This window comes from Scopulibacillus cellulosilyticus, assembly GCF_042665295.1.
GTDB lineage: Bacteria > Bacillota > Bacilli > Bacillales > Sporolactobacillaceae > Scopulibacillus_A > Scopulibacillus_A cellulosilyticus.
Map to the genome: position 1 here is coordinate 198,931 of NZ_JBHTCO010000014.1, position 15,957 is coordinate 214,887.

General features: G+C 38.7%; 12 protein-coding genes and 1 tRNA gene. All 13 read left to right on the plus strand.

Annotated features, from left to right (window positions below):
- The first annotated feature begins 40 nt into the window (after positions 1-40).
- The 13 genes from ACFQRG_RS12240 to hemL all read left to right on the plus strand — a co-directional run bounded on the left by ACFQRG_RS12240 (position 41) and on the right by hemL (position 15,781).
- Positions 41-117: transfer RNA gene (locus ACFQRG_RS12240), tRNA-Arg, on the plus strand.
- A gap of 215 nt (positions 118-332) precedes the next feature.
- A complete protein-coding gene (locus ACFQRG_RS12245) occupies positions 333-1,367 on the plus strand; it encodes a tetratricopeptide repeat protein (RefSeq protein WP_380966303.1) in 1,035 nt (344 codons plus the stop codon).
- A gap of 261 nt (positions 1,368-1,628) precedes the next feature.
- Positions 1,629-2,933 carry a trigger factor gene (gene tig, locus ACFQRG_RS12250; RefSeq protein ID WP_380966305.1) on the plus strand — a complete coding sequence of 435 codons (1,305 nt, stop codon included), beginning with the start codon at positions 1,629-1,631 and terminating at the stop codon, positions 2,931-2,933.
- Between the two features lie 244 nt (positions 2,934-3,177).
- On the plus strand, positions 3,178-4,449 hold the full coding sequence (gene clpX / locus ACFQRG_RS12255) for an ATP-dependent protease ATP-binding subunit ClpX (protein WP_380966308.1): 1,272 nt from the start codon (positions 3,178-3,180) through the stop codon (positions 4,447-4,449).
- A gap of 104 nt (positions 4,450-4,553) precedes the next feature.
- Positions 4,554-6,224: an ATP-dependent protease LonB gene (gene lonB / locus ACFQRG_RS12260; RefSeq protein WP_380966310.1), complete on the plus strand. Its 1,671-nt coding sequence runs from the start codon at positions 4,554-4,556 to the stop codon at positions 6,222-6,224.
- Positions 6,225-6,295: 71 nt separating this feature from the next.
- A complete protein-coding gene (gene lon, locus ACFQRG_RS12265) occupies positions 6,296-8,629 on the plus strand; it encodes an endopeptidase La (RefSeq protein WP_380966312.1) in 2,334 nt (777 codons plus the stop codon).
- Entirely contained in the window at positions 8,619-9,200 is a 582-nt protein-coding gene (gene yihA / locus ACFQRG_RS12270; RefSeq protein ID WP_380966314.1) for a ribosome biogenesis GTP-binding protein YihA/YsxC, read from the plus strand. Before lon ends, yihA begins: the two co-directional genes overlap by 11 nt.
- 323 nt (positions 9,201-9,523) lie before the next feature.
- Positions 9,524-10,897 (plus strand): glutamyl-tRNA reductase, encoded by a 1,374-nt coding sequence (gene hemA, locus ACFQRG_RS12275; protein WP_380966316.1) that lies wholly within the window; start codon positions 9,524-9,526, stop codon positions 10,895-10,897.
- An 18-nt stretch (positions 10,898-10,915) separates the two neighbouring features.
- On the plus strand, positions 10,916-11,734 hold the full coding sequence (locus tag ACFQRG_RS12280) for a cytochrome C assembly family protein (RefSeq protein WP_380966318.1): 819 nt from the start codon (positions 10,916-10,918) through the stop codon (positions 11,732-11,734).
- 54 nt (positions 11,735-11,788) lie between these two features.
- Entirely contained in the window at positions 11,789-12,721 is a 933-nt protein-coding gene (gene hemC, locus ACFQRG_RS12285) for a hydroxymethylbilane synthase (protein ID WP_380966321.1), read from the plus strand.
- Positions 12,718-13,500, plus strand: a complete 783-nt coding sequence (locus ACFQRG_RS12290) for a uroporphyrinogen-III synthase (protein WP_380966323.1) — start codon at positions 12,718-12,720, stop codon at positions 13,498-13,500. The genes hemC and ACFQRG_RS12290 overlap by 4 nt, the downstream gene beginning before the upstream one ends.
- A complete protein-coding gene (gene hemB, locus ACFQRG_RS12295) occupies positions 13,497-14,474 on the plus strand; it encodes a porphobilinogen synthase (protein WP_380966325.1) in 978 nt (325 codons plus the stop codon). Before ACFQRG_RS12290 ends, hemB begins: the two co-directional genes overlap by 4 nt.
- 14 nt (positions 14,475-14,488) lie before the next feature.
- Positions 14,489-15,781 (plus strand): glutamate-1-semialdehyde 2,1-aminomutase, encoded by a 1,293-nt coding sequence (hemL, locus tag ACFQRG_RS12300; protein WP_380966327.1) that lies wholly within the window; start codon positions 14,489-14,491, stop codon positions 15,779-15,781.
- Positions 15,782-15,957: the final 176 nt, after the last annotated feature.

A 15,957-nucleotide genomic window follows, 5' to 3' on the forward strand; every position in this document is an offset into this window, starting at 1 on the left:
ATTGCAAGTTAACATTAGTTTTCACTTGTGTTGTTGCAATGTCCCAGTAGCTCAGCTGGATAGAGCAACGGCCTTCTAAGCCGTCGGTCGGGAGTTCGAATCTCTCCTGGGACGCCATCATACAGAAACTTTATTTATAAGTTAGCATACATATCAAATATTAATACCTTTTATGTTTGGAAAGCATAAAAGGTATTTTTGTATATTAATTTATATATAAAAAGGAAAACTCGCCATTAATGAAGAAACTAAAATAATGGACAAATCAAATTTGTTTTCTCCATGATGACCTGCTAAACTGTAATCAGTATAATTGATGGAGAGACAAATATATGAAGCGAAAACATATGGCTAGAAAAATAGACAACAAGCTTGTTCTTTTTCCGCATTTGGAAGAACGTCTTGTTGAAAGAGGGATTGACAAGCTCAAAAGCAAAAAATACAAGGAAGCTCAGGATTTATTTGAACAGCTGCATCAAATCGAACCGGATCATCCCCAAGCAGCATATGGCCTTTCCGTCTGTTATGTAGAACTCGGTGATTATGAAAAGGCTGAATCCATAACATCGGAAATGTTGAAAAAAGACATTGGCAACTATTATGATGTATTAAGGCTTCATATGACGATTCTGATCCAAAGGCGCCGTTACCAAGAGGTTATTACAATGGCTGAGGTAATTTTGGAGGAAGATCAGACCCCTCCTGATGTTGAATCTATGTTGCAGCAATTAGCTGAATTTTGTCGAATAAGATTAACAGAAACTAACAAGAGTGATTCAATTGACAGCGATATCGATAAACCGATATTCAAGCATGACTTATCAGAGTTACATAATCCTGATCCTGAAAAACAGTGGCTGGCTATACAGAATATAAATAATGGACTTTCATTAGATGAAAAGCAAGAACTGACCGATTTCTTATCATCCGACACGGGAGACCCTTTTATAAAAACGCTGGTTCTTAAGCTGTTAAAGGATAAAGGTGCTGAAGGTTTAGTTACTTTAACTAAATTGGGTGAAACCTTTAAAGTTGATCTCGGTGAACATGATTTATTTAATGAAAGCTTTAAAGAGCAAGTGTCTAAAAAGATACAAAAGGCGCTTATGTCAGAGAATCCGACATTATGTGAGTTAGCCCAACAAATTTGGCAGCATTTTATTGTAGCCTCTTTTCCTAAATCTCTTGAACCGAAGATACCTGAAATATGGGCTGGCGCCTGCTGCTTATACACGCATCAAATTAATGGCATGGATATTGACCATGATAGATTTTACCAGCTATTTGACATTTCCTTAAATCAGGTTAAAAAACAAGCGTTATTTATAAAAGAGGTTGAAGAACTCTCTTCTGAAAACAATCTATAAAAACATGTTCAAAAAGGAGGACAAAAAGAGCCGAGAAGTTCAAGGAAGCGAAGCCTCCGAGCACCGGAGCGTATGCCTTTAATACGTGAGGAGCGTAGGAGTAAGCTGACGCGGAAATTCGACAGCTATTTTTCCCGGACTTTTTGAACAACCTCTATAAAATGCTTTTTGAAATAAGAATCTAGTATGTTATAATGAAATGGCTGCAATAAAAACTAGTATAAAAATAAGTATGATGATAAATGTTGGAGGTAAGAATATATGGATGTAACTGCAAAATGGGAGAAGCAAGAGGGAAATCAAGGAACATTAACTTTCGAAGTTGATGCTGACAGCTTTAATCAATCACTTGATGAAGCTTTTAAAAAAGTAGTTAAAAAAATAAATGTTCCAGGTTTCCGTAAAGGAAAAGTACCGCGTATGATTTTTGAACAACGCTTTGGTGTAGAATCCCTATATCAAGATGCGCTGGATATTATGCTTCCTGAAGCTTATTCAAAAGCTATCGATGAGACAGGTATTGAGCCTGTAGATCGTCCGGAAGTTGATGTTGAGAAAATCGAAAAAGGCAGTCCGGTAGTCCTTACAGCAACAGTGACTGTTAAGCCTGAAGTCAAGCTTGGTGAATATAAAGGTCTTGAAGTAGAAGATCAAGATACTGAAGTTACCGAAGAGGACGTTGACAATCAAATCAAACAGCTTCAAGAACGCTTCGCTGAACTTGTTGTTAAAGAAGAAGGAGAAGTTGAAGAAGGAAATACGGTTGTTATTGACTTTGAAGGCTTCGTAGACGGCGAACCATTTGAAGGCGGCAAAGCTGAAAATTATACTTTAGAAGTTGGATCAAATACATTTATTCCAGGTTTTGAAGAACAATTGGTAGGTTTAACTGTCGGCGGTGAAAAGGATGTCAATGTTACTTTCCCAGAGGATTACCATGCTGAGGAGCTTAAGGGCAAAGAAGCAACATTTAAAGTAAAACTTCATGAAATTAAAGAAAAGCATCTTCCTGAACTTGACGATGAGTTTGCAAAGGATGTTAATGATGAAGTTGAAACTTTAGATGAATTAAAGGAAACTATTAAAAAGCAATTAAAAGAGAGTAAAGAGAAGAACGCTGAAAATGCAACACGGGATACCGTTGTTGAAAAGGCGTCTGAGAATGCCGAAATCGATATACCGGAAGTTATGGTAGAGAATGAACTTGACCGTATGGTAAACGAATTTGAACAAAGCATTCAATCTCAAGGACTGACTCTTGATATGTATTATCAGTTTTCCGGAACTGATCAAGAATCTCTAAAAGAGCAAATGAAGGATGATGCTAGAAAACGCGTTCGTGCCAACTTAACATTAGAGGCTATTGTTAAAGCTGAAAACATCGAAGTCAGTGACGAAGAAATTGAAAAAGAACTTGAAAAAATGGCAGAAAACTACAAGTTATCTGCTGATCAAGTCAAACAAATGCTGGCTATGCAAGGCGGCAATGACCTCGTTAAATCAGACCTTCAACTTCGCAAAGCGGTAGACTTTCTTGTTGAAAACAGCAAAGTAAAAGCATCATAATGAATTAACAAGGCGCGAGACATCGTGCCTTGTTTTTACAAAATACGTTTATTTTATTTTGATTATACATATCCTTACATTAAGCAAATATTTTATTTAAGGTCACTTTTTGTGATACAATGCGTACATAACCAAAGATATTGTTCAATGCAGTTTAATTATCGGAATTTCTAATATGCTATAAATGTGATGCTTCGCTCTTGTCTGCTTTAACAGAAAAGACAGAAGAAATAGGGGTGAAAATATGTTTAAATTTAATGAAGAAAAAGGACAATTAAAATGTTCTTTTTGTGGAAAAACCCAAGACCAAGTTCGCAAGCTTGTTGCCGGACCAGGCGTGTATATTTGCGATGAGTGTATTGAGCTGTGTACGGAGATTGTGGAAGAAGAATTGGGTGCTGAAGAGGAAGTTGAATTTAAGGATGTACCTAAGCCGCAAGAAATTCGGGCAATCTTGGAAGATTATGTCATAGGCCAAGATGAAGCGAAAAAGAATCTCTCCGTGGCTGTTTATAACCATTATAAAAGAATAAATGCCAAACAGAAAAATGACGATGTTGAATTGGCCAAGAGTAATATTGTCATGATTGGACCGACAGGAAGCGGTAAAACACTGCTCGCTCAAACATTGGCAAGGATATTAAATGTCCCGTTTGCCATTGCTGACGCGACATCTTTAACAGAAGCCGGTTATGTTGGTGAAGATGTTGAGAATATTTTATTGAAGCTCATACAATCAGCCGATTACGATGTTGAAAAAGCTGAAAAAGGCATTATTTATATCGATGAAATTGATAAAATTGCCAGAAAGTCTGAGAACCCGTCAATTACGAGAGATGTTTCCGGTGAAGGGGTTCAACAGGCATTGCTTAAAATTCTTGAAGGAACTGTGGCAAGTGTACCGCCTCAAGGCGGAAGAAAGCATCCCCATCAAGAATTTATTCAAATAGACACCACAAATATTTTGTTTATATGCGGCGGTGCGTTTGACGGTATTGAACAAATCATTAAACGCCGGCTTGGCAAAAAAGTCATTGGCTTTGGCGCTGATACAATTAAACAGGAACTGCAAAAAGATGAATATCTTAAACAAGTGCTTCCTGAAGATTTGTTGAAATTTGGATTGATACCGGAATTTATTGGCCGTCTGCCAGTCGTTACCAGTCTTGAACAGCTGGATGAAGAAGCGCTGATGGACATTTTGACAAGGCCAAAAAATGCTTTGGTTAAACAATATAAAAAACTGCTTGAACTGGATAATGTTGAACTTGAGTTTACTGAAGAAGCGCTGCGGGATATTGCTAAAAAAGCAATTGAACGAAAAACAGGCGCACGCGGCTTGCGTTCTATTATTGAAAGCATTATGCTTGATGTCATGTATGAACTGCCGTCAAGGGAAGATATTGAGAAATGTATAATTACTCAAGATACTGTCCTTAACAATGTCACACCAACTTTAATTTTGGATGACGGTACAGTATTAAAAGATAACGAAACACCGAAAGAAAGTGCATAAAAGAAGAAGCGGCTTGATTTTAGCCGCTTCTTTTATTTTTTTGTTTAGTAAGAAACATGCTCGGAGATACTAACCCAAGAAGCAATCATCAGGAGGTAAGGTACATGAATTGGACAACGCTACTTATCTTTGTTCAGTTGTTTTTTGGGATTATTATTGGCATGTATTTTTGGAACTTATTAAGGAGTCAGCATTCACAGAAAGTATCTATAGACCGTGAATCGAAAAAGGAAATAGAACAATTAAGAAAAATGAGAAGCATTTCCTTAACTGAACCTTTATCTGAAAAAGTTCGCCCTCGCCATATGGAAGATATTGTCGGACAAAAAGATGGGATTCAAACATTAAGAGCAGCACTGTGCGGCCCAAATCCTCAACATGTCCTCATATACGGTCCTCCAGGAGTAGGGAAAACAGCAGCGGCAAGATTGGTTTTAGAAGAAGCCAAAAAGAATCATCAATCTCCTTTTAAACCATCAGCTGTATTTATAGAACTTGATGCGACAACTGCCCGTTTTGATGAACGCGGGATTGCTGATCCGCTTATCGGTTCTGTCCATGACCCTATCTATCAAGGTGCAGGTGCTATGGGCCAAGCTGGTATTCCGCAGCCAAAACAAGGGGCTGTTACACATGCACATGGCGGGATGCTTTTTATAGATGAAATTGGAGAACTTCATCCGATTCAAATGAACAAACTTTTAAAAGTGCTTGAAGATCGTAAAGTATTTCTTGAAAGCGCCTATTATAATGAAGAAAATTCCCAAATACCTACACATATCCATGATATTTTTCAAAACGGTTTGCCGGCAGATTTTCGCTTAATCGGTGCTACAACAAGATCGCCTGAAGAGATTCCGCCTGCTATTCGTTCAAGGTGCTTAGAAATTTATTTTAATGAATTAAGTAACAGCGATATACAAGTTATTGCAAAACGTTCAGCAGAAAAATTAAAGTTAAATGTCCCTGACCGTTGTATTGAAAAGATTGCTGAGTACGCCAGAAATGGACGAGAAGCCGTTAATATCATGCAAATTGCTGCAGGTATGGCTATTTCAAAGAGATCTGAAAATATTAGATTAGCGGATATTGAATGGGTCATTCATTCCAGCCAGCTTATGCCGAAGCTGAATAAAAAGATACACGAAAAACCGGAAGTTGGTCTTGTTAACGGCTTAGCTGTTTACGGGCCAAACAGCGGCGCACTTCTTGAAATTGAAGTAACAGCTGTTAAAAGTTCCAGAAAAGGCAGTATGACAATAACAGGCATTGTTGAAGAAGAGACTTTAGGATCTAACAGTAAATCAATTCGCCGCAAAAGCCTTGTAAAAAGTTCTGTTGAAAATGTCCTGACTGTACTAAATAAATTAGGGATTCGGGCGCATCAATATCATATCCATATTAATTTTCCAGGCGGTGCCCCGGTTGATGGCCCATCTGCCGGCATTGCCATTGCTTCTGCTGTTTATTCAGCTATAAAAAACATACCGATTAATCCGGAGGTTGCTTTAACGGGTGAATTAAGTATTCATGGCGCAGTTAAACCGATAGGCGGTGTGGTAGCGAAAATAAAAGCAGCTAAAGAAGCGGGAGCAAAACGGGTGATTATTCCTGAGGAAAACAGGCAAAGTATGTTAGATGATATTAAAGATATAGAAATTATATCTGTCACTCACATCAGTCAAGTGCTAAATAACATCTTAATTCAGCAGGATTTTGACCAAGAAATAATTCCAGCTTCAGGAATAAAACAAACACCATCAGAACCTGTTTAAAAAATTAGACATAACATGGCTTTATAGGATAGAATTGTACAGAGTACATGACGTGGAGGTGTTTTTTACCAATGATAGCAGAGAAACAGTTAACAATACCCCTCCTACCGCTGCGCGGCATGCTCATCTATCCATCAGTGGTGCTTCACCTTGATGTTGGGCGTGATAAATCTGTTGAGGCGCTCGAAAAAGTCATGGTTGATGATCATCGCATTTTTCTTGCCGCCCAAAAGGAAATGGCTACAGAGGAGCCTGATTCTGCAGATATTTATGAGGTTGGCACGATATCAACTGTTAAACAGATGTTGAAATTGCCTAATGGTACCATACGTATTCTTGTTGAAGGCGAACAAAGAGCAAAAATAACATCTTTTAATAAAAATGATAATTTTTTCGAAGTAAATGTTGAAATTTTGGAAGATGATGAGGAGCATGACGTTGAAACAACAGCTCTTATGAGAAATGTCCTTGACCAATTCAGCGGTTATATTAAGCTTTCTAAGAAGATTACACCGGAAACAATGGGGACAGTCAGTGACATTGAGGATCCAAGCCAGTTAGCAGATGTCATTGCCTCGCATTTAACTTTAAAAGTCAAAGAAAAACAAGAAATATTAGAAATCGTTAATGTAAAGGAACGTTTGCAAAAGTTAATAGAAATCTTAACGAATGAACAAGAAGTATTAGGCATTGAGCGTAAAATTGGCCAGCGTGTGAAACAATCCATGGAGCGTACGCAAAAGGAATATTATTTGCGGGAGCAAATGAAAGCTATTCAAAAAGAGTTAGGTGAACGTGAAGGCCGGGAAGATGAAGTTAATGAATTAAGAAAAGAAATAGAAGCCTCATCTATGCCTGAAAACGTAAAAGAAACAGCTTTTAAAGAGTTAAACCGTTTTGAGAAACTGCCTGCAAGTTCCGCTGAGAGCGGTGTGATTCGAAATTATATTGATTGGCTGCTTCAATTACCTTGGAACAAACAAACAGAAGATAACTTAGATATTGATCATGCGGAAAAGATTCTGGATGAAGAGCATTATGGACTTGATAAAGTTAAAGAAAGAGTTCTTGAATATCTGTCTGTTCAACAGCTCACCCGTTCAATGAAAGGGCCGATTTTATGTTTGGCGGGACCTCCCGGTGTCGGGAAAACATCACTTGCAAAATCAATTGCCAAATCATTAAATCGTCATTTCGTGCGTGTATCGCTTGGCGGGGTGCGTGATGAAGCTGAAATTCGCGGGCATAGAAGAACTTATGTCGGCGCAATGCCTGGACGGATTATCCAAGGGATGAAGAAATCAGGAACGATTAATCCTGTTTTTCTTCTTGATGAGATTGACAAAATGTCTAATGATTTCAGAGGGGACCCTTCAGCTGCTATGCTCGAAGTTCTTGATCCGGAGCAAAACAGCACATTTAGCGATCATTATATTGAAGAGCCGTACGATTTAAGTAAAGTCATTTTTATTACAACTGCAAATAATATAGGAACAATTCCAAGACCGCTGTTAGATCGAATGGAAATCCTTAATATTGCCGGCTATACAGAGCTTGAGAAAAAGCATATTGCCAAGGAACATTTAATCCCGAGACAATTAAAAGAACATGGCTTAAAGAAGAGTCAGCTCAGGTTCCGCGATGAAGCTATTATTGACCTCATTCGTTATTATACACGTGAAGCCGGTGTCCGTAATTTAGAGCGCCGTATTGCCGCTCTATGCCGAAAAGCAGCTAAGGCTATTGTTTCCGGAAAGAAGAAAAGTCTAACAATAACTCAGAAAGTGCTTATAGAATTCTTGGGTAAACCAATTTTTCGTTATGGACAGGCTGAAACTGAAGATCAGGTCGGGGTAGTGACAGGTCTTGCTTATACGCCTTTTGGCGGTGATACTTTGTCCATTGAAGTTTCCTTATCACCGGGTAAAGGAAAATTAGTATTGACTGGCTCACTCGGAGATGTTATGAAGGAATCCGCTCAAGCCGCTTTTAGTTATATTCGTTCCAGAGCGAAGGTTCTTGATATTGATGAGAACTTTTATGAAAAATTTGATGTCCATATTCATGTACCTGAGGGTGCGACACCTAAGGATGGACCATCCGCAGGTATTACAATGGCCACTGCGCTTGTTTCAGCTTTAACAAATAAACCGGTAAAGAAAGAAGTAGGAATGACGGGAGAAATTACTTTGCGCGGCAGGGTTTTGCCAATCGGCGGTTTAAAAGAAAAATCTTTAAGCGCCCATCGTGCAGGTTTGAAAACAATCATTATTCCGAAAGATAATGAAAGGGACTTGGACGATATCCCTGACAGCGTTAAAAATGACTTAACCTTTATTCCGGTCACCCATTTAGACGAAGTTCTGAAACACGCGCTTAGACAGGGGAAGGCTAATGAAAATTAATCAAGTCGAATTTATTATCAGCGCTGTTCAGCCGTCACAATATCCAAAAGACGGCTTGTCAGAAATAGCGCTTGCCGGACGTTCTAATGTCGGGAAATCTTCTTTAATCAATAAATTATGCAATAGGAAAAATATTGCCCGAACATCACAAAAGCCTGGAAAAACACAAACATTAAATTACTATAAAATAAATGATAAGTTTTACTTTGTTGATGTACCAGGCTATGGATACGCTAAAGTTTCGAAAAAGGAAAAACAAGCGTGGGGACGGATGTTGGAGACTTATTTTACAACCAATAAGAGCTTAAAGGCTGTTATACAGATTGTAGACCTACGTCATCCGCCGTCTAAAGATGATCAGCAAATGTATGAGTTTCTAAAATACTATGAGATTCCAACGATTATTGCTGCGACAAAGGCAGATAAAATTTCTAAAGGCAAATTGCAAAAACACCAAAAAATAGTTAAAGAAGAATTAAATACAATGCCCGATGATCCGATAATTCTTTTTTCAGCGCAAACAGGCTTTGGGAAAGATGAATTATGGCGTACAATTGGACAATTTATATAGCCTTAAGAGTTATATTCTCTTAGGGCCTTTTTTCATACGTTTGGAAAATAAAAAATGCAAGTTTTCTTTAATAACAACTTAAAATACATAGTGACTAAACAAATGAAACTAAGCCAATAATAGTAAATAAGTGTTTTAGAATATTACATTTTGATTTCAACCTGTTTTTTTGGTATTCTAATATAAGAATCATTTTAAATAATACTTATTAGGCCATATTAAAATGTTTTTCATGACCTGTTCACATTTTTAAAAAGAAGTAAGACATATACATGTTATAATAAGACTGTTTGTATTGTTAGGATTAAATGGGGGGACTTTCTATGCATGTCATTGCCGTTGGATTAAATCATCAAACCGCCCCTGTTGATATTAGGGAAAAGGTGGCTTTTGAAGAATCAACACTTCATGAAGCCTTGATTAAACTCCGCCAAACAAAAAGTATTTTCGAAGATGTCATTGTTTCCACTTGCAACCGGACAGAAGTCTATGTTGTAACCGACCAATTGCATACCGGACGCTATTATACCAAAATGTTTTTATCTGAATGGTTCGGGATAGAAAAGAAACAATTAACATCTTTTTTGTTTATTAAAGAAGACGCGGCGGCGGTTGAACATCTTTTCCGGGTGACATGCGGTTTAGACTCAATGATACTTGGCGAGACGCAAATTCTTGGTCAAATTCGTGATCATTTTTTATTAGCTCAGAAATATGAGACAACCGGTACAATCTTTAATGAATTATTTAAAGAAGCCATAACATTGGCGAAACGTGCACATTCCGAAACATCGATAAATGATAATCCTGTTTCGGTGAGTTATGCAGCTGTAGAATTAGCCAAACAAATTTTTGGCAATTTTTCAGACAAGCATATTTTGATTGTGGGCGCCGGAAAAATGAGTGAACTAACTGCAAAACATTTAAATGGTCAAGGTGTGTCGAAAATTACGGTTATGAACCGGACTTATGAAAAAGCAAAAGGGCTTGCTGAGCGTTTTTGCGGTACGGCAAGCAGTATGTCTGAGATGTCAAAGGCTTTAACTGAGGCTGATATTTTAGTCAGTTCAACCGGCGCACGGGATTATATTTTGAAAAAGGATTTTGCCGAAGAGGCAATAAAAAAGCGGAAAGGCCGGCCGTTATTTATTGTAGATATCGCTGTTCCGCGTGATATCGATCCGGATATCAATAATATTGAAGGCGTCTTTTTATATGATATTGATGATTTAGAAGGAATTGTTCAAGCTAATCTTGAAGAAAGAAAAGAATCTGCCGCGCAAATTGAACTGTTTATCGAGGAACAGCTCGCAAGCTTTAAAGAATGGCTGCAAACATTGGGCGTTGTTCCGGTTATTTCAGCATTAAGGAAAAAGGCTTTAAATATCCAAGCGGAAACAATGAAAAGTCTCGAGCGGAAGCTTCCTGATTTAACTGAAAGAGAACGTAAACTCATCAGTAAACATACGAAAAGTATCGTTAATCAATTATTAAGGGATCCTATCCAAAAGGTTAAGGAACTCGCTGCGGAGCCTAATGCTGACATGTCGCTGCAAACTTTTATTGATATTTTTTCGATTGAAGAAGATGTCAAACAAGAAAAGCAAAAGGATGTTAACGTCACATCGATGAAAACCAGGGAGAATACATCCGCAAAAGGGATTCCTTCTGCCGGTCATGTGTCATTACGCTCCTAGGGGAGGCGTTCATTTTATATGACACTGAATCTACTTTATGATTTAACAATCTGTTTATACGTTTTAAGCGTATGCGGTTATTTTATAGATTTTCTTGAAAACAACCGGAAGGCTAATCGGATTGCCTTCTGGTTGCTTTCTATTATTTGGTTTTTGCAATGCGGCATATTTATTGTAAAGGCACACTACACCGGGGAATTTCCAATTTTAACGATTACAGATGGCTTGTTCTTTTTATCATGGATATTAGTGACGCTTTCGCTGTTAATTAACCGTATTTTGCGTGTCGATTTTTTTGTATTCTTTACAAATCTTGCCGGCTTCATTTTAATGGCGATCAGCCTGTTTAAACCGAAGGATCCCGTAAGAGATGAGCTGTCCAAACATTTAATGAGTGATTTGCTTGTTATTCATATTACTATTGCCTTTCTCGCCTATGCTGTTTTTACAATTTCATTTATTCTTTCTATGATGTATTTAATTGAATATCGCATGTTAAAACAGAAAAAATGGGGAAAGAGACTTGTAAGGTTTGGAAGTCTGTCACAAATTGAAAAATGGTCATTTTTTTGCAATTTAGTTGGGGTACCGCTGCTGCTTATCAGCTTGGTTTTAGGAATTATTAGGGCATATACGGCTTTATCAGATTTTAGTTGGTATGATCCAAAAGTAATATCGTCCTTTTTGGTCATCGCCGCGTATTGCCTGTACCTTTATCAACGTTTAGGGAAAAATGTCCATGGGAAACCGTTAATTTACTGGAACGCTGCCGGTTTCTTATTAGTACTCATTAACGTCTTTTTGTCGGAGACTTTAACAAACTTTCATTTCTGGTAATACTGGGAGATATGTTTGAACAAGCATTGATAGTTATTGACGGAGGTGCCCAACTTGGAGACGATTAAAGTAGGATCAAGAAAGAGTAAGCTAGCACTGACCCAGACAAATTGGGTCATGGATCAATTAAAAAAAGCGAACGGTCAACTTGAGTTTGATTTAAAACATATTGTGACGAAAGGGGACCGTATATTAGATGTCACATTATCTAAAGTCGGCGGAAAAGGGCTGTTTGTTAAAGAAATAGAGCAGGCTTTATTAAACAAAGAGATAGATTTCGCTGTTCATAGTATGAAAGATATGCCGGCAGTTCTGCCAGAGGGTTTGGAAATTGCCTGTGTTCCTGTGCGTGAAGATTTCCGTGATGTCTATATTTCAAAAAAACATATCCCTTTCCATGAGCTGCCAAAGGGTGCTGTTGTCGGGACAAGCAGTTTACGAAGGGCTGCACAACTGTCAGCTCTAAGACCGGATATTACTATCCGGTCAATTCGCGGTAATATTGATACCCGCCTGAATAAATTAAAAGAAGAAGATTTCGATGCGATTATTTTGGCCGCGGCGGGCATGAAGCGGATGGGGTGGACCGATGAAGTTATTACAGAGTACTTGCCGGTGTCTGTTTGCCTTCCGGCAGTCGGGCAAGGGGCATTAGCTATTGAATGCCGAAAAGATCACTCGGCGCTTATCGATTTATTAAAACAAATTCATGATGAAGATACCCATGTTACAGTCATGGCGGAACGAGCCTTTCTTAAGAAACTCGAGGGCGGCTGTCAAGTGCCGATAGCGGCACATGCCCATAAAGAGGGCGAGAAGCTGACTTTGACAGGCTTAGTTGGTACGCCGGACGGTAAGACGATTATTAAAGAAACGTTGACAGGTGAGAAGCCGGAAGCGCTTGGTAACCAGCTGGCTGAGGTTTTAATGGAACGCGGAGCTAAGCGGATTTTAGATGATGTAAAAAAAGAGCTTGATGAATCATGAAAAAACCGTTGGAAGGGAAAAGGATTCTAATTACAAGGGCAAAAGAGCAAGCGGCGTCGATGGTCCAAGCAATAGAAGAGAATGGCGGTGTACCGGTGGTTATTCCGGTGCTGTCTTTTGAACCTGCTCCCCTTTCGGCATTTGAGCAACAAAAGTTAATAGATACTTTTAAGAAGTGTGAATGGCTTATTTTTACTAGCGTTAACAGTATTAAATACTTTTTTCACTTTGCAGACGATGCGAAGGATTTTTTAGAAAATGTTAAAATAGCTGTGGTAGGAAAGAAAACAAGAGAGGTATTGAAGGATTACGGGTTCAGCCCTGATCTGATTCCAGAAACTTATACTGCTGAAGCTTTAGCCCGGGATTTGATCAAACATGAAAATCAGCCGCAGTCAGTGCTCATTCCTTCAGGGCAATTAGCAAAGCCTTATTTAAGGGAAAAACTAAGTGAAGCGGGTTTTGATGTTAAAAGCTTTGTAGTCTATCATACAGTCAAAAATCAAGCATCTTCCCCCGCTTTAATTAAAATGATGATTCATAAACAGTTAGATGTTATTACTTTTACAAGTCCTTCATCCATTGACTTTTTTATTGAATTGCTGGGATGCAGCAATTGGCAATCGCTTGTTAATAACAAAGTGGTTGCTTGCATTGGTCAAGTGACAGCACAAGCAGCTAGGGCTAAAGGAATTAAAGTGCAGGTTACCCCCGATCATTTCACAGCAAAATCACTTGTTGATACTATCGCAGATTATTATTTGGAGGAATCGAAATGACTGAGTTAACTTTTGACCGTCATCGCAGATTAAGAAGAACACCGACCTTAAGAAATATGGTTAAGGAAACAAAATTAAGCGCCGAGGATTTTATTTATCCTGTATTTGTTGTAGAAGGCAGCAATATAAAAAAAGAAGTGTCATCAATGCCTGGTGTTTATCAATATTCTATTGACCGCATTCATGAAGAATGTGATGAAATCATGGCACTTGGCATTCCGTCCATTATGGTGTTTGGTATTCCGGATCAGAAAGATGCTGTCGGTACGATGGCTTATCATGATCATGGTATTGTACAAAAAGCCATCAGACATATTAAAGAGCAATATCCTGAACTTATCGTCATCGCTGATACTTGTCTGTGCGAATATACAGATCACGGTCATTGCGGCATTATTCACGATGGTGATGTGGAAAATGATGAAAGTCTCAAAGTTCTTACAAAAACAGCTGTATCACAAGCAGAGGCAGGGGCGGATATTATTGCACCTTCTAATATGATGGACGGTTTTGTCGCCGCTATTCGCCAAGGGTTAGACGAAGCAGGGTTTAAGGATATTCCGATCATGTCTTACGCAGTTAAATATGCGTCTGCTTTCTATGGACCGTTTCGCGAGGCTGCTGAAGGCGCGCCGCAATTTGGCGACCGGAAAACATATCAAATGGATCCTGCTAACCGTCTGGAGGCATTTAGGGAAGCACAGTCAGATGTTAATGAAGGTGCAGATTTCCTTATTGTCAAACCTGCGCTCTCCTATTTGGATATTATTAGAGATGTCAGGAACCGGTTTGATCTTCCTGTTGTTGCTTATAATGTCAGCGGTGAATATGCGATGATTAAAGCAGCTTGCCGAAACGGCTGGTTAGATGAACAAACGGTCGTTTTAGAAAAGCTGACAAGCATGAAGCGTGCCGGTGCTGATATTATCATTACCTATCATGCCAAAGATGCCGTCCGTTGGATGAATGAATAAAAGGAGGTTTCCGTATGAATGTAGAAAAGTCCGTTCAAGCATATGAAAAAGCCAAGCCTTTAATGCCTGGCGGTGTAAACAGCCCAGTAAGAGCGTTTCGCTCTGTTAATATGTCTCCTATATATATGGAGAAAGGAAAAGGCTCAAAGGTTTACGATCTCGATGGTAATGAATATACCGATTACGTACTTTCCTGGGGACCATTAATTCTTGGCCATGCCGATGATAAAGTCATCAGCCTTTTAAAAGAAACAATGGAAAAAGGAACAAGTTTTGGCGCCCCTCATGTGCTGGAAACGCAGCTTGCAGAGTTAGTGATAGAACGCGTGCCGTCTATTGAGGTTGTAAGGATGGTAAATTCAGGTACAGAAGCGACGATGAGCGCCTTAAGATTAGCGCGCGGTTATACCGGACGCGATAAAATTTTGAAATTTGAAGGCTGTTATCATGGCCATGGGGATTCCTTATTAATTAAGGCGGGCTCCGGTGTGGCGACATTAGGATTGCCTGACAGCCCTGGTGTTCCAAGAAGTGTTGCTGAAAACACAATTACTGTACCTTATAATGATTTTGAAAGTGTTAAATATGCCTTTGAACAATTCGGAGAAGATATTGCAGCGATTATTGTAGAACCTGTAGCCGGTAACATGGGCGTCGTACCGCCATTGCCGGGATTTCTTGAACATTTAAGGGAAATTACAAATCAATACGGTTCATTACTAATTTTTGATGAAGTAATGACAGGGTTCAGGGTGGCATATCATTGTGCGCAAGGTTATTTCAATGTGACACCTGATATTACATGTTTAGGTAAAGTTATTGGCGGAGGGTTGCCTGTAGGCGCCTTTGGCGGTAAACGTGAAATTATGGAGAAAATTGCTCCAGAGGGTCCTATTTATCAGGCCGGTACATTATCAGGCAATCCGCTGGCGATGGCGGCGGGCTACGCCACTTTATCGCAATTAAAGGAAGAAGATTATCAGTCGTTTAGAGAAAAAGCTGACCTTTTAGCGGATGGTTACAGCCGGGCAGCAGAAAAGCATGGTGTACCGATAACTGTTAATCAAGCCGGGTCAATGATCGGTATCTTTTTCACCGATCAGGATGTTATTAATTATGAAACGGCTAAGAGTTCTAATCTTGAACATTTTAATACTTACTTTAAAGCAATGTTGGAGCAAGGTTTTTCATTTCCTCCATCCCAGTTTGAAGGCATCTTTTTATCAACTGCTCATACGATGGATGATATTAAAAGAACTATTGAAGCTGCAGATCATGCTTTTTCTATCATAGAAAAAAATAAATAAAATATTTGTTTAAGAAGCGCTATTGCTGGTGCTTCTTTTTTCTTTTTTTAAGGCTCTATAATATTTGTTGGGGTATGAGAAAAATTAAAACAAAAAAATACACGCAAGCTCCTTAATCCTTTACACTTGAATTGTCCAGAAACAAGAGAAGGATAGGAGTTACGTGTATATGCATT

Excerpts from the sequence above, each read along its gene's own strand:
- yihA (WP_380966314.1), top strand. The coding sequence starts at position 8,619 with ATGAAAATTAATCAAGTCGAATTTATTATCAGCGCTGTTCAGCCGTCA.
- lonB (WP_380966310.1), top strand. The coding sequence starts at position 4,554 with ATGAATTGGACAACGCTACTTATCTTTGTTCAGTTGTTTTTTGGGATT.
- hemA (WP_380966316.1), top strand. The coding sequence starts at position 9,524 with ATGCATGTCATTGCCGTTGGATTAAATCATCAAACCGCCCCTGTTGAT.
- ACFQRG_RS12245 (WP_380966303.1), top strand. The coding sequence starts at position 333 with ATGAAGCGAAAACATATGGCTAGAAAAATAGACAACAAGCTTGTTCTT.
- hemB (WP_380966325.1), top strand. The coding sequence starts at position 13,497 with ATGACTGAGTTAACTTTTGACCGTCATCGCAGATTAAGAAGAACACCG.
- ACFQRG_RS12290 (WP_380966323.1), top strand. The coding sequence starts at position 12,718 with ATGAAAAAACCGTTGGAAGGGAAAAGGATTCTAATTACAAGGGCAAAA.
- tig (WP_380966305.1), top strand. The coding sequence starts at position 1,629 with ATGGATGTAACTGCAAAATGGGAGAAGCAAGAGGGAAATCAAGGAACA.
- hemL (WP_380966327.1), top strand. The coding sequence starts at position 14,489 with ATGAATGTAGAAAAGTCCGTTCAAGCATATGAAAAAGCCAAGCCTTTA.
- lon (WP_380966312.1), top strand. The coding sequence starts at position 6,296 with ATGATAGCAGAGAAACAGTTAACAATACCCCTCCTACCGCTGCGCGGC.
- ACFQRG_RS12280 (WP_380966318.1), top strand. The coding sequence starts at position 10,916 with ATGACACTGAATCTACTTTATGATTTAACAATCTGTTTATACGTTTTA.
- clpX (WP_380966308.1), top strand. The coding sequence starts at position 3,178 with ATGTTTAAATTTAATGAAGAAAAAGGACAATTAAAATGTTCTTTTTGT.